Annotated in this window: 17 protein-coding genes; 9 read left to right on the plus strand and 8 right to left on the minus strand. The window is 63.9% G+C overall.

The genetic code is table 11. The annotated features are described in order from the left end of the window. Position 1: 1 nt before the first annotated feature. On the minus strand, positions 2-2095 hold the full coding sequence (parE, locus tag ACIQUB_RS07575) for a DNA topoisomerase IV subunit B (protein WP_113235760.1): 2094 nt from the start codon (positions 2093-2095) through the stop codon (positions 2-4). A gap of 220 nt (positions 2096-2315) precedes the next feature. Here parE and ACIQUB_RS07580 point away from each other — a divergent pair, with 220 nt between their 5' ends. The 4 genes from ACIQUB_RS07580 to ACIQUB_RS07595 all read left to right on the plus strand — a co-directional run bounded on the left by ACIQUB_RS07580 (position 2316) and on the right by ACIQUB_RS07595 (position 6601). Beyond that, entirely contained in the window at positions 2316-3200 is an 885-nt protein-coding gene (locus tag ACIQUB_RS07580) for an alpha/beta hydrolase (RefSeq protein ID WP_113235849.1), read from the plus strand. A gap of 160 nt (positions 3201-3360) precedes the next feature. Further along, positions 3361-4131: a triose-phosphate isomerase gene (gene tpiA / locus ACIQUB_RS07585; RefSeq protein WP_113235848.1), complete on the plus strand. Its 771-nt coding sequence runs from the start codon at positions 3361-3363 to the stop codon at positions 4129-4131. A gap of 106 nt (positions 4132-4237) precedes the next feature. Then, positions 4238-4789, plus strand: a complete 552-nt coding sequence (gene secG / locus ACIQUB_RS07590; RefSeq protein ID WP_113235759.1) for a preprotein translocase subunit SecG — start codon at positions 4238-4240, stop codon at positions 4787-4789. Positions 4790-4972: 183 nt separating this feature from the next. After that, positions 4973-6601 carry a CTP synthase gene (locus ACIQUB_RS07595; protein WP_112979708.1) on the plus strand — a complete coding sequence of 543 codons (1629 nt, stop codon included), beginning with the start codon at positions 4973-4975 and terminating at the stop codon, positions 6599-6601. A 333-nt stretch (positions 6602-6934) separates the two neighbouring features. Here the strand turns inward: ACIQUB_RS07595 and ACIQUB_RS07600 are convergent, their stop codons facing one another. Together ACIQUB_RS07600 and ACIQUB_RS07605 are read right to left on the minus strand one after the other, a co-directional pair. Continuing rightward, complete coding sequence (locus ACIQUB_RS07600; RefSeq protein ID WP_113235757.1) at positions 6935-8647, minus strand: PAS domain-containing methyl-accepting chemotaxis protein; 1713 nt, start codon at positions 8645-8647, stop codon at positions 6935-6937. A gap of 103 nt (positions 8648-8750) precedes the next feature. Continuing rightward, a complete protein-coding gene (locus tag ACIQUB_RS07605; protein ID WP_113235756.1) occupies positions 8751-9839 on the minus strand; it encodes a citrate synthase/methylcitrate synthase in 1089 nt (362 codons plus the stop codon). A gap of 85 nt (positions 9840-9924) precedes the next feature. Here ACIQUB_RS07605 and ACIQUB_RS07610 point away from each other — a divergent pair, with 85 nt between their 5' ends. The 5 genes from ACIQUB_RS07610 to ACIQUB_RS07630 all read left to right on the plus strand — a co-directional run bounded on the left by ACIQUB_RS07610 (position 9925) and on the right by ACIQUB_RS07630 (position 16481). Beyond that, positions 9925-11064, plus strand: coding sequence for a citrate synthase family protein (locus tag ACIQUB_RS07610; RefSeq protein WP_113235755.1), 1140 nt, complete (start codon positions 9925-9927; stop codon positions 11062-11064). 120 nt (positions 11065-11184) lie between these two features. Then, positions 11185-11730 carry a FecR domain-containing protein gene (locus ACIQUB_RS07615; RefSeq protein ID WP_402929103.1) on the plus strand — a complete coding sequence of 182 codons (546 nt, stop codon included), beginning with the start codon at positions 11185-11187 and terminating at the stop codon, positions 11728-11730. A 6-nt stretch (positions 11731-11736) separates the two neighbouring features. After that, on the plus strand, positions 11737-13596 hold the full coding sequence (locus tag ACIQUB_RS07620) for an adenylate/guanylate cyclase domain-containing protein (RefSeq protein ID WP_113235754.1): 1860 nt from the start codon (positions 11737-11739) through the stop codon (positions 13594-13596). 96 nt (positions 13597-13692) lie between these two features. Next, positions 13693-15597, plus strand: coding sequence for a DEAD/DEAH box helicase (locus ACIQUB_RS07625; protein ID WP_113235753.1), 1905 nt, complete (start codon positions 13693-13695; stop codon positions 15595-15597). A 161-nt stretch (positions 15598-15758) separates the two neighbouring features. Then, complete coding sequence (locus tag ACIQUB_RS07630; RefSeq protein ID WP_113235752.1) at positions 15759-16481, plus strand: methyltransferase; 723 nt, start codon at positions 15759-15761, stop codon at positions 16479-16481. A 21-nt stretch (positions 16482-16502) separates the two neighbouring features. On the opposite strand, the gene ACIQUB_RS07635 is transcribed toward ACIQUB_RS07630, so the two are convergent. The 5 genes from ACIQUB_RS07635 to trpD all read right to left on the minus strand — a co-directional run bounded on the left by ACIQUB_RS07635 (position 16503) and on the right by trpD (position 20587). Further along, a complete protein-coding gene (locus tag ACIQUB_RS07635; protein ID WP_113235751.1) occupies positions 16503-16916 on the minus strand; it encodes an ACT domain-containing protein in 414 nt (137 codons plus the stop codon). Positions 16917-17026: 110 nt separating this feature from the next. Beyond that, a complete protein-coding gene (glp, locus tag ACIQUB_RS07640) occupies positions 17027-18250 on the minus strand; it encodes a gephyrin-like molybdotransferase Glp (RefSeq protein WP_113235750.1) in 1224 nt (407 codons plus the stop codon). After that, entirely contained in the window at positions 18247-18747 is a 501-nt protein-coding gene (gene moaC / locus ACIQUB_RS07645; RefSeq protein ID WP_113235749.1) for a cyclic pyranopterin monophosphate synthase MoaC, read from the minus strand. The genes glp and moaC overlap by 4 nt, the downstream gene beginning before the upstream one ends. 1 nt (position 18748) lies before the next feature. After that, positions 18749-19561: an indole-3-glycerol phosphate synthase TrpC gene (gene trpC / locus ACIQUB_RS07650; protein ID WP_113235748.1), complete on the minus strand. Its 813-nt coding sequence runs from the start codon at positions 19559-19561 to the stop codon at positions 18749-18751. 9 nt (positions 19562-19570) lie between these two features. Then, a complete protein-coding gene (gene trpD, locus ACIQUB_RS07655; protein ID WP_113235747.1) occupies positions 19571-20587 on the minus strand; it encodes an anthranilate phosphoribosyltransferase in 1017 nt (338 codons plus the stop codon). Positions 20588-20594: the final 7 nt, after the last annotated feature.

Below are 20594 nucleotides of genomic sequence, written 5' to 3' on the forward strand. Positions count from 1 at the left end.
GTCAGATGTCGAGGTTTTCCGCGAAGGCGGCGCGATCCTGGATGAAGCGGAAGCGGGCTTCCGGCTTCGTGCCCATGAGATCGTCGACCGCCGTGCGCGTGCCCTCGAAATCCACCTCGTCGATCAGCACCCGCAGCATGGTGCGCTTGCTCGGATCCATGGTGGTTTCCTTGAGCTGCGCCGGCAGCATTTCGCCCAGACCTTTGAAGCGGCTGATCTCGACCTTCGCCTTGCCCTTGAATTCCGTCTCCATCAGCTCGGCGCGGTGACGGTCGTCACGCGCATAGGCCGACTTCGCGCCCTGCGTGATTTTGTAGAGCGGCGGGACGGCGAGGAAGAGGTGGCCGCCGCGCACGAGCTCGGGCATCTCCTGATAGAAGAAGGTGATGAGCAGCGATGCGATATGCGCGCCGTCGACGTCGGCATCGGTCATGACGATGATGCGTTCGTAGCGAAGGTCTTCCTCGCGGTATTTCGAGCGTGTGCCGCAGCCGAGCGCCTGGACGAGATCGGAGAGCTGCTGGTTGGCGCCAAGCTTCTCGCGGCCGGCGCTGGCGACGTTGAGGATCTTGCCGCGCAGAGGCAGGATCGCCTGGTTGGCGCGGTTTCGCGCCTGCTTGGCGGAGCCACCTGCCGAATCCCCTTCGACGATGAAGAGCTCGGCGCCCTGGGCGGTGTTCTGAGAGCAATCGGCAAGCTTGCCGGGCAGGCGCAGCTTGCGGACGGCGGTCTTGCGGTTGACTTCCTTTTCCTTGCGGCGGCGCAGGCGCTCTTCCGCACGCTCGATCACCCAGTCGAGCAGCTTGGCCGTCTCGTTTGGATTGTCGGCGAGATAGTGGTCGAAGGGATCGCGCAGCGCGTTTTCGACGATGCGCTGGGCTTCGACGGTGGCAAGCTTGTCCTTCGTCTGGCCGACGAATTCGGGCTCGCGGATGAAGACCGAGAGCATGCCGACGGCGGAGATCATCACGTCATCGGTGGTGATCTGCGCGGCGCGCTTGTTCTGCGTGAGCTCGCCATAGGCTTTGAGGCCCTTGGTCAACGCGATGCGCAGGCCGGCCTCATGAGTGCCGCCTTCGGGCGTCGGAATGGTGTTGCAATAGGAGTGAACCTGCGGATCACCGCCGTACCAGGTGATCGCCCATTCGAGCGAACCATGGCCGCTGGTCTTCTCCGTTTTGCCGGCGAAGATCTCGCGGGTGACGGTGAACTCCTTGCCCATTGTCGCCTGCAGATAGTCCTTCAGGCCGCCGGGGAAGTGGAAGACCGCCTTGTCGGGGATCTCGCCGCCCTCTTGCACGACACCAGGATCGCAGCTCCAGCGGATCTCGACGCCGCCGAACAGATAGGCCTTGGAGCGCGCCATGCGGAACACCCGGCCGGCATCGAACTTGGCGTGATCGCCGAAGATTTGCGGATCGGGATGGAAGCGGACGCGCGTGCCGCGGCGATTGTGAACGTCGCCCAGTTCTTCCAGTCCACCCTGCGGGATGCCGCGCGAAAAGCGCTGGCGGTAGAGCTTGCGATTGCGCGCGACCTCGACTTCGAGAACATCCGAGAGCGCGTTGACAACGGAGACGCCGACGCCGTGCAGACCGCCTGATGTCTCGTAGGCCTTGCCGTCGAACTTACCGCCGGCATGCAGCTTGGTCATGATGACTTCCAGCGTCGACTTGCCGGGAACCTGCGGGTGGTTCTCGACCGGAATACCGCGCCCGTTGTCGCTGACGGTGAGGAAGCCCATCGCGTCGAGATGCACTTCGATGAAATTGGCGTGGCCGGCCACCGCTTCGTCCATCGAGTTGTCGATGACTTCGGCAAAGAGGTGGTGCAGCGCCTTCTCGTCGGTGCCGCCGATATACATGCCGGGACGCATGCGTACCGGTTCTAGGCCTTCCAGAACGCGGATCGAAGACGCGCCGTAGTCTTCCGACGTAGAACTCGCCGGTGGCGCCTGCCGCGGCGCGGCAGTGGCGGCAGCACTCGGCGCAGCCGAAGCGGCGACGGGCGCGGGGGCGGCCGCGGCTGGCTTTGGCGCATCCTCCTGCTTCTTGGTCAGGGGCATTCCGGAAAAGAGGTCGTTGCTATCGTCCATGGAGCCGTTCAGATCTTCATCTTGTCGTGGGGTGGGCCGCTTGCGCTTGAGCCTGACCCAAAATCACCGTAATTCATATCACGTTTGCGAATCAGGCAGAGTCTGCCAGAAAGCACCTCGATACGCGACGCCACCTCACCGGGCGGACTTTCTTTAAGAAATGATTTGCGTCCTGGGTCGCCGAATGGCAAGCGGCCAGACGCCTCAGGGAACCTTGCGCATGCGAATGTCCACAAGTCATTGCATAACTATCACAGCAATTGCGGCCTTTTTCATGGTCGCATCGGCTGGTCTTAGCGCAGCCGACACCTTGCCACCCTTCAAGGACGACCTGTTTTCCACGCAGACGACGCTTCAGACCGGCAATGGCGGCGCCTTCGATGTCATCGACTACGACGAAATGCGCGATATCAACGGCCGCGACCAGATCCCAGAAAAGCGCACGCAGCAGAAGTATGTCTCGCTCGGCATCCGCAAGCTCCAGAACAACGAGACGCTGTCGCTCGATGGCGTCAAGCTCGACGTCGCGAGGGTAGGGCCGAGCGCCGGTGCCGCCTTCACGGTGATATTCATCCACGGTCGTGATGGCGACCGCCGCCTCGGCGTCAACGATTACACCTTCGGTGGCAACTTCAACCGGCTGAAAAACCTCGTCGCCGGCAATGGCGGCGTCTATTACGCGCCGTCGGTCAAGACCTTCGACAGCGATGGCGTGACCGCTGTCGCCGGCCTCATCCGCTACGCCAGCGCCCAGGCGCCGGGCCGCCCAATCATCCTCACCTGCGCCTCCATGGGCAGCCAGATCTGCTGGGGCGCGACGCGCGACGCCGAGACGGTCAAGCGCCTCAAGGGTATGGTCATCATGAGCGGTGTCGCCGATCCTGATTTTGCGAAGAGCGCCTTCTACAAGGCCAAGCTGCCCCTCTGGTTCGCCCACGGCAGTCGCGATCCGACTTACGCCGCCGCCGACCAGCAGGCGCTGTTCGAAACGCTGATCAAATCGCGTTATCCGACGCATTTTACGCTGTACCAGACGGGCAATCACGGGACGCCGATCCGCATGATCGATTGGCGCCAGACGCTGAACTGGATCCTGGCCTCCTAAAATTGAGGGGGCTAGCCATAGTTTAGGCACCACGGCTGACAAATTTTAAGCATTTGCGCCGCAAAACGCCGCAATTTCCCTTACGTAAGCGTCCCAAACCTTTTCATTGCCGCATGCTTTTGCTAAGGCCCGTGCTGACGGAGAAATGGGGAAGGCCGGCATGACACCTGACGTGCGACCGCTTGTGGCGGGAAACTGGAAAATGAACGGCACGCGTGCCTCGCTGGATCAGATCAAGGCGATCGCTTCGGGTGTCCAGGGTCCTCTTTCCAACAAGGTGGAAGCGCTGATTTGCCCGCCGGCGACGCTGCTTTACGTGGCGACCGCGCTTTGCACCGATAGCCCACTCGCCATCGGCGCGCAGGATTGCCACCAGAACCCCGAAGGCGCCCATACCGGCGATATCTCGGCTGAGATGATCGCCGATTGCTTTGGCACCTATGTCATCGTCGGCCATTCCGAACGCCGCACCGATCATGCCGAGACGGACCATCTGGTGCGCGCCAAGGCCGAAGCCGCCGCCGCCGCCGACCTGACGGCGATCGTCTGCATCGGCGAGACCGCCGCCGAGCGCCAGGCCGGCCAGGCGCTCGATATCATCAAGCGTCAGCTGTCGGCCTCCGTGCCCGAGAACGCCACGCCTGAAACCACCGTGATTGCCTACGAGCCCGTCTGGGCGATCGGCACCGGTGTCACGCCGACCGCCGAGGACGTCGAGAAGGCGCATGCCTTCATGCGCGCCGAGCTCGTCGCCCGCTTCGGCGACAACGGCCGCAAGTTCCGCATCCTCTATGGTGGCTCGGTCAAGCCGGGTAACGCCAAGGAATTGATGGGCGTTGCCAATGTCGACGGCGCGCTGATCGGCGGCGCGAGCTTGAAAGCAACCGATTTCCTCGCCATCTACGGCGCATACGAGGCGTTGCTCTCTTGAGATGCGTGTATATTCCGGGCTGAAGGGCTTGGAATAGCGGATCACCTCATGTAAAGAGCGCCAGAATTTTACTTTATGCCCGCTTCGTGCCGGCAGGACTGGACCCATGCAGACCGTATTGATTGTCATTCATCTCATGATCGTGCTGGCGCTTGTCGGCGTTGTGCTTATCCAGCGCTCCGAAGGCGGTGGCCTCGGTATCGGCGGCGGTTCGGGCTTCATGTCTGCACGCGGCACGGCCAATGCGCTGACCCGCACGACCGCGATCCTCGCAGCACTCTTCTTCATCACCTCGCTCGGCCTTGGCGTATTGAACCGCTACGAAAGCCGTCCGACGGATATCCTGAACCGCATTCCGGCAACGAGTGGGCAGGGCAACGGCATTCTCGATTCGCTCGGCGGTCAGCAGCAGAACGGCGCCGCCGCTCCGGCTGCACCCGCGGCTCCTGCCGGCAACGGCGTTCCGACCGGCGGTGACGCACCTGCTGCTCCGGCCGCTCAGGCTCCTGCCGCGACTGCTCCGGCTGCCCCTGCAGCCACCGCACCGGCTCCCGCCGCGACGACGCCGGCCCCGGCAGCGACTGAAACTGCTCCGGCAGCACCGCAGGCCACCACGCCTGCCACTCCGGCCCCGGCGACTGCTCCCAGCGGGCAGTAAGCCGAACGACGCATAAACCGCCGGCAGGCCCCAGGGTCTGCCGGTTTTCTTTTGTCCAGATGTCACCGCACAGCGATCGCGCGGCAAGCGCGAGAAGAATGCTGTTGAATTAGAGCCCTAAAATTCAGGACATGAATTTTAGGGCTGGTGGAATCGTTTTTGAAAAGGTAAGCGGTAGCTCCCATGGCGCGATACGTATTCATCACTGGCGGCGTGGTTTCCTCTCTCGGTAAAGGAATTGCGGCCGCCGCTCTCGGAGCGTTGCTGCAGGCCCGTGGTTATCGGGTGCGGCTGCGCAAACTCGACCCCTATTTGAACGTGGATCCGGGCACAATGAGCCCGACCCAGCACGGCGAAGTCTTCGTCACCGACGATGGCGCGGAAACCGATCTCGATCTTGGCCACTACGAGCGCTTCACCGGCCGCTCGGCCACCAAGACCGACAACATCACCACCGGCCGTATCTACAAGAACATCATCGACAAGGAACGCCGCGGCGACTACCTCGGCGCGACCGTGCAGGTCATCCCGCACGTCACCAACGAGATCAAGGATTTCGTGATCGAGGGCAATGACGAGTACGACTTCGTCATCTGCGAAATCGGCGGCACCGTCGGCGATATCGAGGCGATGCCCTTCATGGAAGCCATCCGCCAGCTCGGCAACGACCTGCCGCGCGGCACGGCCGTCTATGTCCACCTGACGCTGATGCCCTATATCCCGGCGGCCGGCGAGCTGAAGACCAAGCCGACCCAGCACTCCGTCAAGGAACTGCAGGCGCTCGGCATTCACCCCGACATCCTGCTGGTGCGCGCCGATCGCGAAATCCCGGAAGCCGAGCGTCGCAAGCTCTCGCTGTTCTGTAACGTCCGCGAGAGCGCAGTCATCCAGGCGCTTGACGTCGCCAACATCTACGACGTGCCGATCGCCTACCACAAGGAAGGCCTCGACAACGAAGTTCTGGCCGCCTTCGGCATCGAGCCGGCGCCTAAGCCGCGCCTCGATTCCTGGGAAGAGGTCTGCAATCGCATCCGCACGCCTGAGGGCGAAGTCACGATCGCGATCGTCGGCAAGTACACCGGCCTCAAGGACGCCTACAAGTCGCTGATCGAAGCGCTGCACCATGGTGGTATCGCCAACCGCGTGAAGGTCAATCTCGAGTGGATCGAATCGGAAGTCTTCGAAAAGGAAGACCCGGCGCCCTATCTCGAAAAGGTCCATGGTATCCTCGTGCCCGGCGGTTTCGGCGAGCGCGGCTCAGAAGGCAAGATCCTCGCTGCGCAGTTCGCCCGCGAACGCAACGTTCCTTATTTCGGTATCTGCTTCGGCATGCAGATGGCAGTCGTTGAAGCGGCCCGTCATCTGGCCGGCATCGAGAAGGCCTCGTCGACCGAGTTCGGCAAGACCGAGGAGCCCGTGGTCGGCCTGATGACAGAATGGGTCAAGGGCAACGAGCTGCAGAAGCGCACCTCTGCCGGCGACCTCGGCGGCACCATGCGCCTCGGCGCCTACAAGGCGGCCCTCAAGAAGGACACCAAGATCGCCGAGATCTATGGCTCGACCGATATCTCCGAGCGCCACCGCCACCGCTACGAAGTCAACATCGACTACAAGGACCGCCTGGAAAACTGCGGCCTCGTCTTCTCCGGCATGTCGCCGGACGGCGTGCTGCCGGAGACCGTCGAATACCCTGACCATCCCTGGTTCATCGGCGTCCAGTACCACCCGGAACTGAAGTCCCGCCCGCTCGAACCGCACCCGCTGTTCAAGAGCTTCATCGAAGCGGCGACCGAGCAGAGCCGGTTGGTTTAAGACATAGTCGCAAGACGATAGAGAAGGCCGCTTTCGACAGCGGCCTTTTTGCTTTTGGGGATCGGGATGTAAGCGAGTTGGCTGACGCTGATGTGGGCAGCGCCGGGCGCCAAAAACTCCCCTCATTCTCGCCCTTGTGGCGGGAATACGGCCGCCGCGCGTCCGTGCGACGAAGAGACTCTTTCCAGCCTAAGGACTTGGGCTGGCTGGATGTCTGTGACGAGCACAGAAATGAGGGTGAAGGAGCTGCCGGGGCCATGGCTAGGCAAGCAAAAGCCGCCGACATCCAACGATGCGGCGGCTCCTGCATTCCCAAATCTGCGATACGCCGCCTCAGGCCGCGCGTTGTCCCCGCGCAGGGACACCTGCTTCCGTCCCCTGATCGCGGATCATGCCGCGCCGGTTAAGCTTGAAGTGGTTGACCAACTCAGCCAGCAGCGCCGCACCCGATGCAAGCTCCGAGCTGATGCCCGTCGTGCGCTCCACCATGCCGGCATTTTGCTGTGTCATGCGGTCGATTTGCGAGACGGCGTTGTTGATTTCCGAAAGGCCGGTCGATTGCTCGGCGGCGGCGGTCGCCAGCGCGGTCATGTTGGTGTCGATCGATTCGACGAAGGTCTCGATCTCGTTGAGCGCCGTGCCGGTCGCGTCGACGAGGCGAACGCCTTCGTTGACTTCCTTGCCGGAGTTTTCGATCAGACCCTTGATCTCCTTGGCGGCCTTGGCCGAGCGCTGTGCCAGTTCGCGCACTTCCTGGGCGACCACGGCAAAGCCCTTGCCGGCTTCGCCGGCACGCGCCGCCTCGACACCTGCGTTCAGCGCCAGAAGGTTGGTCTGGAAAGCGATCTCGTCGATGACGCCGATGATATGGCCGATTTCCTTCGAAGCCGAGGCGATCCGCTGCATGGCGGTGATCGTCTCACGCACGACGGCAGCGGAGGTCGAGGCCGAGGCGCGCGCGCTCTGCACCAGCTTGCGCGTCGCCTGCGTGTTTTCCGTCGAGGACTTGACCGTCGCCGTCACCGTCTCAAGCGCGGCGGACGTCTCCTCGAGCGAGACCGCCTGTTCCCTTGTCCGCGCGGAGAGCTGCTCGGCGGCGTCGCGCATTTCCTGGCTGTTGCCGTTCAGTGCGTTGGTCTGCTGCAGCACCTTCACCAGCGTTGCCTGGAACGCGCCGATCGAGGTGTTGAAATCGCGGCGCAAGGTCTCGAATTCGCCGACGAAGGGCTCGTCGATGGTCTGGCGGATATTGCATTCGGAGAGACGGGCAAGACCGGCGCCGAGATCGTTGACGACCTTCATCCGCTCGGTGACATCGGTCGCGAACTTCACGACCTTGAAGACGCGGCCCGACGCATCGAGGATCGGATTGTAGGACGCCTGGATATAGATCTCGCGCCCGCCCTTTGCGATCCGTTTGAACTGGTCGGCGGCGAACTCGCCGGCGGCCAGTTTCGCCCAGAAGGTCTTGTATTCTGCGGAGCGGCTGTAATCCGCTTCGCAGAACATCGCGTGATGCTTGCCGACGATCTCGGACAGGGAATAGCCGAGCGTCGCCAGGAAATTCTCGTTGGCCGTGATGATGTTGCCCTCAGGCGTGAACTCGATGACTGCCTGCGCGCGCGACAGTGCTTCGAGCTTGCCCTTGTCCTCGGCTGCCTGCTTCTTGGCGGCCGTGATGTCGGTCGCGAATTTCATCACCTTGTATGGCTTGTTGCCGCGATAGATCGGATTGTACGTCGCCTCGATCCAAATCTCGCGGCCGCCCTTGGCGATGCGTCTATATTGGCGCTGGTCGAACTTGCCTTCGCCAAGCCGCGCCCAGAAATCCGCATAATCCCTGGAGTTCGCCTCGGCAGGATCGACGAACATCCGGTGATGCTTACCGACGATCTCGCTGAGCTCGTAGCCGACCGCCTTGCAGAAATTCTCGTTGGCCGTCAGAATCTTTCCGGTGAGGTCGAATTCGATGATTGCCTGCGACTTGTTCAACGCGTCCAGCACAGCGCTGCTGGAAGAGCCGATGCTTGATAGAAATCCGACCATGGACAAACCCCGATATGCCAAGCGTGCCAAATCGCACGCCGGGCAAATCTACGGACTTTGTGTAAATATTCGCTAAACGTTTATTAGTGTTGAGTTTTTCGGATTATGCGACCTTTGGTAGAGGTCCGGTGTAGATCGAGCGGGGACGGATCAATCGGCCGTTGAGTGCCTGCTCCCGGGCATGGGCGATCCAGCCTACAGTGCGCCCGATTGCGAAGACGCCGGTAAAGGCTTGCCGCTCGAAACCGAGCGCTTCGAGAAGCAACGCCGTGTAGAACTCGACATTGACGTCGAGCGGCCGATCCGGCTTCCTCTCCTTGAGAATGGCAAGAGCGGCGCGCTCGACGGACGCTGCCAGCGCCATCCGTTCACGATCGACCTGGCCGGAGCGAACGAGAGGCGAGAGCGCATTCTTCAGCGCGTCGGCTCTCGGATCGCGAACACGATAGATCCGGTGCCCGAACCCCATCAGCCGCTCTCCGCGATCAAGTGCGTCCGTCAGCCATGCATGGGCGTTGGCTTCGGTTCCGATCGCATCCAGCATATCAAGCACCGGGCCGGGCGCTCCGCCGTGAAGCGGTCCTTTCAGTGCGCCGATGGCGGCCAGTACCGAAGATGTCAGCCCCGCCTGGGTGGAGGCGACAACGCGCGAGGCGAAGGTCGAGGCGTTCAATCCATGATCGGAGATCGTCACCAGATAGGCGTCCAGCGCCGCCGTCTGCTCCGCGCTCGGCATCCTGTCGGTCAACATCCGCAAGATGTCCGCGGACTGCGACAGCGACTCATCCGGCGTCACCGGCCGCTGGCCGGCCTGCAGCCTGAGGATGGCGGGCAGGAACACGGCGGGCGCTGCCATCAGATGCAGAGCCGTGTCGAGATCCTGCCCATCGCCAAGGCGCGCGATCATCGCGCGCATGGCATCGACGGGCGGGAGCGCCAGAAGCCCTTCGTCCAGACGCGTGATGTGCGAATAGAGGTCGACCCTCGCGGCCCCGAGCAGCGACCGCAGTGTGGTCGCGGTGACCGGACGCTCCATCAGTCCGTCGAGCAGCGATGCTGCGACACCCTCATATGTCTCGCCGGGAACGAGATCATCAAGCGAGACGCCGCGTATCACCAGGCGTCCGCGTTCACCGTCCACATCGGACAGTTGGGTTTCCGCTGCAATCACATCTTCCAAGCCGTTCTTCATTGCGTTTCTCCTTTACGCTTGGAAGAATCGGACCTAGATAGATTGACGTCAATCTTGATGAATAAGATCAATGTAAGAGGCTCGCATGACATGGCTGACGGCCGAGGAAGCGTTGGAACGGCTCGGCACGAAGCCGCAGACGCTCTATGCCAATGTCAGTCGTGGCCGCATCCGCGCGAAGCCCGATGCAGCCGATAGCCGCCGCAGTCTCTACCATTCCGAGGACGTTGCGCGTCTCGCCAAGCGCCATGCCGGCAGACGAAAGGCGGCGTCGATTGCCGCCGAAACGATCGACTGGGGCGAGCCGGTCCTGCCGACCGCGATTTCGACGATCGCGGATGGCCGGCTTTACTATCGAGGTCGCGAGGCGGTCGCCTTGTCCGAACGGGCGACGTTCGAGCAGGTCGCGGCCTTCTTGTGGGAGAGCCAAGCAGCCATATGCCCGTCGATCGAACTCTTGGCTGGCGAGCCATCAAGGATATCTGGCGCTTTCGTCTTGCTGGCGAGGAGAGCGGCGGCGGATCTGCCGGCGTTGGGCCGAGCGCCCGCCGCGTTGAAGTCGGAAGCCGGTCAGGTGCTTGCCACAGTGGCAGCCGCACTTGTTCCGAGCCAAATCGACTTGCCGCTGCACGAGCGCCTTGCGCAGAGCTGGGATCGGCCTGATGCGGCAGAACCGATCAGGCGGGCACTTGTGCTCGCCGCCGAACACGAACTCAACGTCTCCGCATTCGCGGCGCGCGTCACCGCATCGTCGGGCGCTTCACTGGCCGCTGCCACGTTATCCGGCCTTTCAACGCTGACCGGCCCTCGTCACGGCGGTGCCTGGCAGGGCGCCGTGCGGCTGATGGAGTTGTCACGAGAGATGGGCGCGCGCGAGGCGATCAGAACGATGTTGGCGACGGAAGGAGTGGTGCGGGCCTTTGGCCATAAGCTCTATCCAGATGGCGATCCTCGCGCGGCGGCGATTATGCATTCGTTCGAGATGCCGAAGCTCTACGCCGAGATTGCCGCTCTCGGCGCGGAATTGTTGGGCGAGCCTGCGAATATCGATTTCGCGCTCGCGGCGATGGCGGGGCATTTCGACCTTCCCGACGACGCGCCGCTTGTCATCTTTGCGCTTTCCCGAACCGCCGGATGGCTCGCGCATGCTATCGAACAGGTGACCAGTGGAACTATGATCCGCCCGCGTGCCCGCTATGTTGGACCATCGCCGGAGGCGCATTGAGGGAACGCGGGATGGTCTCATCGCCTGTGTAACTGCCGCCAAGCGCATTGCGGTGCCAGGCGAGGCGGGGTTAGAGTGCGCTATTCGGTCGTGGGGCGGAAATTGCCACAGGGGGATATCATGGAGACAGTATCGTACGGTCGTCCTTGTCTGGCCGCCGCCATCGCCGCGATGACTTTGCTTTGGGCGGGGCTCTGGGCTGGCTTGGCATCGGCGCAGTCAGCCGGCTGCACGCTTGAACGCGTCGCCGGCACGTCGCGCCAGATCATGCGCTGCGCTGATGGCGTGACCGTCACCGCCGAAGGTGGCGCGCGCTTCCAGCTTGTCGACAGCAATGGCGATGGTCGTCCCGATTCGGTGTCGCTGCGCAACAAGGCGGTCCTCGTCGATGTCGACAGTGCCAGGCGCAGTGGCGGCTTCCAGGTGGTGACGCCGCAGGCGATCGCCGCCGTGCGCGGCACGCGCTGGGCCGTCGACGTCAAGAACGGCACGACATCGGTCTTCGTCGTACGTGGCCGTGTGGCCGTGGGCAGGCCATCGGCGGGGCCGAGGGTCGTGCTGGCGCCGGGCGAGGGCGTGGACGTGTCGCGCACCAGTGGTGCGCTCACGGTTCGGCGCTGGCCGCAGGCGCGCGCTGCGGCACTTCTCGCGCGGCTGGGCCAGTAGTCGCCCATGCAGGCCAGACGGCTTCTGATCACGATATCCCTGATCGCGGCCGCCCTTTGGGGCGGCGCGCTCGGCTATCTCCACATGCAGGGCAATGCCGGCTTTCTCGATCGCATGGAAGCATCGCTGGCCGACCTCAGAAGCCACCTCATTGGGCCGAGCAGCGCGCCTTCGGTCGTCACCATCGTTGCGATCGATGATCAGACGGCGAGCGCCAACGGATATCCGTTGAGCCGGGCAACGCTCGCGCGCCTAGTGGAAACCATCGGCGCGCTGAAGCCGAAGGTCATTGCGCTGGACTTGCTGCTCGTCGATCCCGGACCCGAGGAGGGCGACCAGGCACTCGCCGATGCGCTGAAGGGCGTGCCGACTGTCATCGCCGCAGCCGGCGTCTTCCCATCAAGTCTTCAATCGGTGACATCGAGTGCCGAGGATCCGCTTGCGACCATTCCGGTGGCTGATCGGATGATGTTGCCGATCGCCCGTTTCGCCGATTCCGCCGCGATCGGCGTCGTCAACGTGTCGACCGATCAGGGCGGAACGCCGCGCTATATTCCGCTGATCTCTCGCGGCGCGCAGCGCGTCGATGCCTCGTTTCCGCTGCGGGTGGCGTCGGTGGCGCTCGGCGTCAATCCGGCCTTTACGCCGGCGGCCCTTGCCCTCGGCGAACTGCGCCTTCCGACCGATATCGGCCAGCGCCTGCCGTTGACCTTCTACGGACCGCGCGGAACGATCCCCACCTTCAGCGCCGCCGATGCGCTCGCCGGCAAGATCGACGCCAAGATGGTCGAGGGCAGGGTGGTTGTGATCGGCTCGACGGTAACCGGCGGCGGCGACGTCTTTCCGACGCCGTTTGATCCGGTGCTTCCCGGCGTCGAGGTCATGTCCACGGCCATCACCCGGCTGATCGCAGGCGACAACATCGTGCGCGACGGCAATGTGCGCTCGTTCGATGCGCTGCTCGGCGTCACTCTGCCGGTGCTGATCATCAGCCTGCTCGGCTGGCGCCGCAGCGCCGTGGCCTACAGCGCCATCGCGGCCGCGGTGTTGGCGTGGTTGACGTTCAACATTGTCGCGTTCTCGCATGGCTATTGGTTCAGCGCGGCCCTGCCGATCGCCGCGACCCTGCCGCCGGTGCTGCTGTTCGGCGCGATGGAGCTGTGGCTCGATCGCCGCCGCGCCACGCATTTCGCCGCTCAAAGCGACCTGTTGCAGCGAATCGAGGCGCCGGGGCTTGGCGAATGGCTGGCGCGCGATCCGACTTTCCTCTCACGCCCGGTGCGTCAGGAAGCCGCGGCGGTGTTCGTCGACCTGTCGGGCTTCACCGGATTGAGTGAGGCGATCGGTGCTGCGCGCGTACAAGAGGTCTTGAGCGGCTTCTTCGAGCTCGTCGATGACGAGGCGCGCGCCCATGGCGGCGCGATCACCAGTTTCATGGGCGATGGCGCGATGATCCTCTTCGGCCTGCCGCGACCGGCCGATGACGACGGTCTGCGGGCGGCGGCCTGCGCAGTCGGGCTCGGCAATCGCCTGAGGGCCTGGCTTTCAGCAGATCCGGGGCTTTCCGGCCGCAAGATCGGCTTCAAGGTCGGTGCCCATTGCGGCACGGTCGTAGCTTCGCGTCTCGGCACCGGCACACGCCAGCAGATCACCGCGACCGGTGATACCGTCAACGTCGCAAGCCGCCTCATGGAAGTGGCGGCAAGCCGCGGTTTCGAGGTCGCGCTGAGTTCGGCATTGATGAGCGCGGCGGGCGCGGGGGCAGCACCCAACCATCAAGGGCATATTGAAGGGCCGGTCTCAGCCAGAATCAGGGGCCGCGCCGAAAGCATCGATGTCTTGCTGTGGCGCGGACATCCGCTTTGACATTTGTCGTGTGACGCAGTAGGAACAGCCCAACTTTTCAACCGGCAAGTTCCGGACGGCGCACCGTGCGCCCGATTATTCCGAAAGACAGACAAAATGACAGAGATAAGCGGCGTCGTTCCGGCGATCGGCAAGGCGTTGGCGAAGCGCGGTTATTCCGAGCTCACCCCCGTTCAGCAATCCATGCTCGATCCGGCGCTTGCCGCATCTGACGCGCTGGTATCGGCGCAGACCGGCTCCGGCAAGACGGTTGCCTTCGGCCTCGCCATGGCGCCGACCCTGCTTGGCGACGACGATCGCTTCGAGCCGGCCGCCACCCCGCTGGCCCTCGTCATCGCGCCGACCCGCGAGCTTGCGCTGCAGGTCAAGCGCGAGTTGGAATGGCTCTATGAGCTGACCGGCGCCGTCATCGTCAGCTGCGTTGGCGGCATGGACATCCGCAGCGAGCGCCGCGCGCTCGAGCGTGGCGCCCACATTGTCGTCGGCACGCCGGGTCGTCTTTGCGATCACATCCGCCGCCGCGCGCTCGACATCTCCGATCTGAAGGCCGTCGTTCTCGACGAAGCCGACGAGATGCTCGACCTCGGCTTCCGCGAAGACCTCGAATTCATTCTCGATGCCTCCCCGGATGATCGTCGCACGCTGATGTTCTCGGCAACCGTGCCGGCTGCCATCGCCAAGCTCGCCAAGAGCTACCAGAAGAACGCCGTGCGCATCGCCACCACGACGGAAGAAAAGCAGCACGTCGACATCGAATACCGTGCGCTGGCTGTCGCCCCGAGCGACCGCGAAAACGCGATCATCAACGTGCTCCGCTACTACGAGGCGACCAACGCCATCGTCTTCTGCTCGACCCGTGCCGCCGTCAACCATCTGACCGCCCGCTTCCACAACCGCAATTTCGACGTCGTCGCGCTCTCTGGCGAACTGACGCAGAACGAGCGTAGCCACGCCCTGCAGGCCATGCGCGATGGCCGCGCCCGCGTCTGCATCGCCACCGACGTCGCCGCCCGCGGCATCGACCTTCCAGGCCTCGATCTCGTCATTCATGCCGACCTGCCGACCAATCCGGAAACCCTGCTGCACCGTTCGGGTCGTACCGGCCGCGCCGGTCGCAAGGGCGTCAGCGCCATGATCGTGCCGCTCAACGCCCGCCGCAAGGCCGAGCGTCTGCTCGACAATGCCGGCATCGCCGCCACTTGGGCGCTGCCGCCGTCGGCCGAGGAAGTCATTGCCCGCGACGAGGAACGTCTGCTCGCCGATCCGATCTTCGAGGAGGCTCCCCGCGAAGAGGAGCAGGACATCGTCAAGCGCCTGCTTGAAGCGCACGGCGCCGAGAAGCTCGCCAACGCCTTCGTCAATCTCTACCGCGCCAAGCAGTCGGCGCCGGAAGATCTGATGGAGATCAGCCTGCAGGCCGGTCCGCGCAAGCCGCGCGACAACGCCGATGGCCCGCGCGACACCAGCCCGCGTGGCCCGCGCGACGATTTCGGCCCAAGCGTCTGGTTCTCGCTGTCGGTCGGCCGCAAGCAGAACGCCGAGCCGCGCTGGCTGATCCCGATGATCTGCCGCAACGGCAACCTGACCAAGCGTGACATCGGCGCCATCAAGATGCAGCCGGAGGAGACCTTCGTCGAGATCGCAGCCGGCAGCGCCGACGCCTTCCTCGCCGCGACCGGTCCGAACAAGACGATGGAACGCGGCATCCGCGTCAGCCGTCTGCCCGGCACGCCGGAATTCGGCCGCCAGGATTACGGCAAGTCGGATTTCAACAAGTCCGGCCCGAAGCCTTACGCCGCCAAGAAGAGCTATGACGACCGCCCGCGCGACGGCGGCTTCAAGAAGGGACCGCGCAGCGATGCCGCCCCATCCGGCGAGCGCGACAGCAAGCCGTGGAGCAAGCCCGGCAAGCCGAAGTTCGAAGGTAAGCCGAAATACGAGGGCAAGCCGAAGTTCGACGGTAACGGCCCGAAGCCGAAATTCTCCAAGAAGAAGGGCTGAGACCCAAAGCGTGACGGCGAGGATCGCATGCGCCGCCAGTCGTTTGGATGATCCTGATTTTCAGGGCACCACTCGACCTGGCAGCCATGCCTCGCCGTTTCTCATATCAAGCAATCGCGAAACATGAATCTCGCGGTTGCTGATCCGGACCGGGTGACGCCATGCATGATAAGACCGAGCGCATGACATCCGTTTCCACTGACGATGGTACTCAACCACAAAAGCGCACGTCTTCCTTCGACGCCAGCGCCTTCATCGCCAGGAATCTCCGGCTTTCGCCCGTCCCGGGTCTCGCAAATATCCAGCTCTACACCGCCCATTCCGGCAGCCGGCTGTCACGCCTCGGCGGCACCGATCCCGATGCGCCGGCGCCGTACTGGGCTTATGGTTGGGGCGGCGGTGCGGTGCTCGCACGTCATATCGCCGAGAACCCGGACCTCGTTCACGGCCGCCGCGTTCTCGATCTCGGCACCGGCTCCGGCCTCGTCGCGATCATCGCCGTCAAGGCCGGCGCAACATCCGTGGTCGCCGCCGACATCGACGAGAACGCCATCGTCGCCGCCCGCCTCAATGCGAGCGCCAACGGCGTCGCGATCGATCTCCTGCATGCCGACCTCCTCGACGGTGCGCCGCCTGTGGTCGATATCGTACTCGCCGGTGATCTCTTCTATGACGAAGCGTTGGCAAAACGCGCTCTGGCGTTTTTCGAAAGCTGCCGCGCGACCGGCATCGACGTCCTGATCGGCGATCCCTATCGGGTGCCGCTGCCAACAGCGAGGCTGCGCTGCATCGCCGAGTATTCCGTGCCGGATTTTGGTCTTGGCAGCGACGGAAGCGAGGTGCGCGCCGGTGTCTTCAGCTTGGACACGGTTCCTGACCGCTAGCCCATTCCAGGCGCTCCAGTGTCAGCCTACCGCCGCCTGCAGCTCCAGCAGCACCCGCATGGCCTCTTCCGCGTCGGCCGTTGGCACGAAGACATGGTCGTGATGATAGGCGGCCACCATGTTGCAGGAGATATTGTGATTGGCGAGAGCTGTGGCGACGGCGGCCGTCAGTCCGACGCCCTCAAGCGAGGAGAACACGTTGAGTGTGATCCGCCGCATGGGGAGGGTGGTGTCGAAGCCCAGCCGCTGAGCGTCGGCAGCCGGCAGTATCAAGGACACGCCTTCGGCTTCGCGAAGCCAGCCGAGCGACGAAGGCGCAGCCTGCACGGCTAGTTGCTCGTCCTCCGTCGTGCAAAACACATAGTCTTTGGCATCAAGGCTTGGCGTCATGCCACTGAGCATGGCCTTGGTATCGCGAACCGGCTCGGTGGTCATGATCGTGCATCCCGGCATTGGTGAAGATGCGCCGAGTGTGGAATAAGCGCGCTGTCCGCACAAGTCACCGCGACAACCGAGATCGGTCAGCGCGCCCTGCGACCGAACGCTTAGCCGAGCAGTTCCGGACGGATCAGCATCACCTCGCAAGCCTCTCCGGCTGCAAGCTCCGGCGCGTGCGGCGGCCGTATGATCAGGCAGTCCGCTTCCGCGAAAATCTTCATCATCGACGAATCCTGCTTGCCAAATGGCTCCACCTGCAAAACGCCGGTTGGTGAGCGCACCGCTCTTGCCCTGACATAATCCTGCCGCTGGTCGTTCGCCTTCATGCTGACAGCGGCTTCGGCCATAGCTGCTCGCTTGACCGGCGGCAGGGATGCGAGCTTGCGGATCAGAGGTTCGAGAAACAGCAGCCCGCAGACGAGGCTGGAGACCGGATTGCCCGGAAGACCGAGCACATGCATATCGCCGAAACTGCCCACCATCAACGGCTTTCCCGGTCGCATGGCTATCCGCCAGAAATCGAGTTTCATGCCGGCGGCAAGCAGCGTTGCCTGCACGAGATCGTGGTCGCCGACGGACGCGCCGCCCAGCGTGACGATCACGTCCACCTTGGCTTGCCGTGCTCTCTCGACCGCTGCCGTGATCGCTGCCTTGTTATCGGGAACGATACCGAGATCGAGCACCTCGGCGCCGGCCTTGCGCGCCAGCGCCGCAATCCCGAATGTACTGGATGCGATGATCTGCGAAGGGCCGGGCTGCTGGCCTGGCGGCACCAGTTCGTCGCCGGTGGCAAGCAGCGCGACCAGAGGCTTGCGCCGGACATCGAGCGTCGCGTGGTTCATGCCGGCGGCAACGGTTAGGCGCGAGAAATCGACTACGGTGCCTGTCATCAGCACCGGCTCGCCCTCACGAAAGTCCTGCCCGCGTGGCCGCACATGCTGGCCGGGCCGCACCGGGAAGGTGGTGCGGATGCCGTTGTCCATCTTCTCGGCGTCTTCCTGCAACAACACACTGTCGGCGCCCTCGGGAACCGGCGCGCCGGTGAAGATCCGCACGGTCTCGCCGGCGCCAATCGTGCCGTCAAACGCGTGTCCTGCGGACGACGTCCCGATTATCAGTAGCTCGCTACCGGGCTCAAGGGCATCCTCGCCGCGCAGCGCATAGCCGTCCATTGCCGATGAGTTGAAGGGCGGCTGTGTCAGCCGAGCCGCGACGTCGGTGGCGAGAACACGCCCCTCGGCCTCAGCCAGTGAGACGGTTTCGAGCGCCATGATCGGCTTTGCCCGCGACAGCAGGCGTTCCTGCGCTTCGGCGACGGGCAGCATGCTCATTTCGCATGCTCCGGATGCCTGAAATCGCCCGACTTCCCGCCCGATTTCTCAAGCAGGCGGATGCCGCTGATCTCCATCGCCTTGTCTGCCGCCTTGGCCATGTCGTAGATCGTCAGGCAAGCGACCGAGACGGCCGTCAGTGCTTCCATCTCGACGCCGGTCTTGCCGGTGAGCTTGGCGGTCGCGGTGACGCGCAGGCCGGGCAGGGCGCTGTCTTCGGTAATGTCGACAGAAACCTTCGTCAGCATCAGCGGATGGCAGAGCGGGATGAGATTGCTGGTCTGCTTGGCGGCCATGATCCCCGCCAGCCGCGCCGTGCCGATCACGTCGCCCTTCTTGGCGTTGCCCTCGAGGATCAGCTGAAGCGTCGCCGGCGCCATCTTTACGTGACCTTCGGCGGTGGCGATACGGGTGGTGTCGGCCTTGTCGCCGACATCGACCATATGCGCTTCGCCGGCAGCGTCGATATGGGTCAGGCCGGCCTTCTCCCCACTCATCTTATTCGGCCGCCAGCGATGCCTGGCCAAACAGCAGAGCCTGCGTGGCCGCCGTCACATCGTCCTTGCGCATCAGGCTCTCGCCGACGAGGAAGGTATTGATGCCAAAAGCCTGCAGCCGCTTGCAATCCTCATGCGTGAAGATGCCGCTTTCGCCGACCAGCAGCCGGTCATCCGGCACCATGGCCGACAGCTCCTCGCTGACGGTGAGGCTGACCTCGAACGTTCTGAGGTTGCGGTTGTTGATCCCGACCAGCGGCGACGAGAGCTTCAGCGCCCGCTCCATCTCTTCGGCGTCGTGGACTTCGACGAGCACATCCATGCCGAGCCCGAAAGCCTCGTCCTGCAGCCGCGCCGCATCGCTGTCGGAGAGCGAGGCCATGATCAGCAGAATGCAATCGGCGCCCCATGCACGGGCTTCCTGCACCTGATAGGTCTCGAACATGAAATCCTTGCGCAGGGCTGGAAGCTTACAGGCCGCGCGGGCCGCCATCAAGAATTCGGGCGCGCCCTGAAAGCTCGGTGTGTCCGTGAGCACGGACAGACACGCGGCGCCGCCAAGTTCGTAAGCCTTGGCCAGCGCCGGCGGATCGAAGTCCGGCCGGATCAGTCCCTTGGACGGGCTTGCCTTCTTGATTTCCGCGATCAGACCAAACTGGCCCGCATCGCGCTTGGAGACCAGCGCCTTGTGGAAACCGCGCGGCGCGGTCTGGTCCTGCTGTATCGCCTTCAGATCGGCGAGCGAAACCCTGGCTTTCGCAGCCGCGATCTCTTCGCGCTTATAGAGTTCGATCTTCTGCAGAATGTCGGTCATGTCGGTATCCTAGTCCAGGTCGTTGGATACGGCGACAAGTTTGTCGAGCGCACCCGCGGTGGCGCCGCTGTCCAGCGACTGCGCGGCAAGCCGCATGCCGTTGCGCAACGTTTCGGCCTTGCCGGCGATCACGAGCGATGCGGCGGCATTGGCGAGCGCGATGTCGCGATAGGCATTCTTCGCGCCGCTGAGCACATCCCGCAGCGCCGCCGCGTTGACGACGCCGTCGCCGCCCTTGATCGCTTGGAGCTCGACAGTCTCGACGCCGAAATCGCTAGGCGACAGCTCGAAGCTTTTGATCTTGCCGTCCTCAAGTGCTGCCACGCTGGTCTTGCCCGTGGTGGTGATTTCATCGAGACCGTTGCCGTGCACGACCCACACACTCTCGGAGCCGAGATCGCGCATCACTTCGGCAATCGGCATGACGAGCTGCGGCGAGTAGACGCCGAGCAGCTGACGGCGAACGCCGGCCGGATTGGAGAGCGGGCCGAGAACGTTGAAGATCGTACGCGTGCCGAGCTCGACGCGCGACGGGCCGACATGGCGCATGGCGGAATGATGCTGCTGCGCGAACATGAAGCCGACGCCGGCTTCGCGAATGCAGCGCGAGATGGTTTCCGGAGTCACGTCGAGCTTGACGCCGAGCGCGGCCAGGCTGTCGGCGGCACCGGACTTGGAGCTCAAGGCCCGGTTGCCGTGCTTGGCGACCGGTACACCGGCGCCGGCGACGATCAGGGCCGCCAGCGTCGAGATGTTGTAGGTGCCGCTGGCGTCACCGCCGGTGCCGACGATGTCGATGGCATCAGCAGGTGCCTCCACCGTCAGCATCTTCGAGCGCATGGTGGTGACGGCGCCGACGATCTCGTCGACGGTCTCGCCGCGAACGCGCAGCGCCATCAGAAAGCCGCCGATCTGCGAAGGCGTGGCCTGGCCGGACATCAGGATGTCGAAGGCCTCGCGGGCCTCCTCACGTGTCAGCGGTTCGCGGCTTGCGGCCTTCGCCAGGAGGGGCTTCAGATCGGTCATGCGTTCA

Source organism: Rhizobium sp. NPDC090275 (assembly GCF_044772225.1).
GTDB lineage: Bacteria > Pseudomonadota > Alphaproteobacteria > Rhizobiales > Rhizobiaceae > Rhizobium.

What these genes read in the sequence shown, in the direction of transcription:
- parE (WP_113235760.1), bottom strand. Translation starts at nt 2,095, where the DNA reads ATGGACGATAGCAACGACCTCTTTTCCGGAATGCCCCTGACCAAGAAG.
- ACIQUB_RS07580 (WP_113235849.1), top strand. Translation starts at nt 2,316, where the DNA reads ATGCGAATGTCCACAAGTCATTGCATAACTATCACAGCAATTGCGGCC.
- tpiA (WP_113235848.1), top strand. Translation starts at nt 3,361, where the DNA reads ATGACACCTGACGTGCGACCGCTTGTGGCGGGAAACTGGAAAATGAAC.
- secG (WP_113235759.1), top strand. Translation starts at nt 4,238, where the DNA reads ATGCAGACCGTATTGATTGTCATTCATCTCATGATCGTGCTGGCGCTT.
- ACIQUB_RS07595 (WP_112979708.1), top strand. Translation starts at nt 4,973, where the DNA reads ATGGCGCGATACGTATTCATCACTGGCGGCGTGGTTTCCTCTCTCGGT.
- ACIQUB_RS07600 (WP_113235757.1), bottom strand. Translation starts at nt 8,647, where the DNA reads ATGGTCGGATTTCTATCAAGCATCGGCTCTTCCAGCAGCGCTGTGCTG.
- ACIQUB_RS07605 (WP_113235756.1), bottom strand. Translation starts at nt 9,839, where the DNA reads ATGAAGAACGGCTTGGAAGATGTGATTGCAGCGGAAACCCAACTGTCC.
- ACIQUB_RS07610 (WP_113235755.1), top strand. Translation starts at nt 9,925, where the DNA reads ATGACATGGCTGACGGCCGAGGAAGCGTTGGAACGGCTCGGCACGAAG.
- ACIQUB_RS07615 (WP_402929103.1), top strand. Translation starts at nt 11,185, where the DNA reads ATGGAGACAGTATCGTACGGTCGTCCTTGTCTGGCCGCCGCCATCGCC.
- ACIQUB_RS07620 (WP_113235754.1), top strand. Translation starts at nt 11,737, where the DNA reads ATGCAGGCCAGACGGCTTCTGATCACGATATCCCTGATCGCGGCCGCC.
- ACIQUB_RS07625 (WP_113235753.1), top strand. Translation starts at nt 13,693, where the DNA reads ATGACAGAGATAAGCGGCGTCGTTCCGGCGATCGGCAAGGCGTTGGCG.
- ACIQUB_RS07630 (WP_113235752.1), top strand. Translation starts at nt 15,759, where the DNA reads ATGCATGATAAGACCGAGCGCATGACATCCGTTTCCACTGACGATGGT.
- ACIQUB_RS07635 (WP_113235751.1), bottom strand. Translation starts at nt 16,916, where the DNA reads ATGACCACCGAGCCGGTTCGCGATACCAAGGCCATGCTCAGTGGCATG.
- glp (WP_113235750.1), bottom strand. Translation starts at nt 18,250, where the DNA reads ATGAGCATGCTGCCCGTCGCCGAAGCGCAGGAACGCCTGCTGTCGCGG.
- moaC (WP_113235749.1), bottom strand. Translation starts at nt 18,747, where the DNA reads ATGAGTGGGGAGAAGGCCGGCCTGACCCATATCGACGCTGCCGGCGAA.
- trpC (WP_113235748.1), bottom strand. Translation starts at nt 19,561, where the DNA reads ATGACCGACATTCTGCAGAAGATCGAACTCTATAAGCGCGAAGAGATC.
- trpD (WP_113235747.1), bottom strand. Translation starts at nt 20,587, where the DNA reads ATGACCGATCTGAAGCCCCTCCTGGCGAAGGCCGCAAGCCGCGAACCG.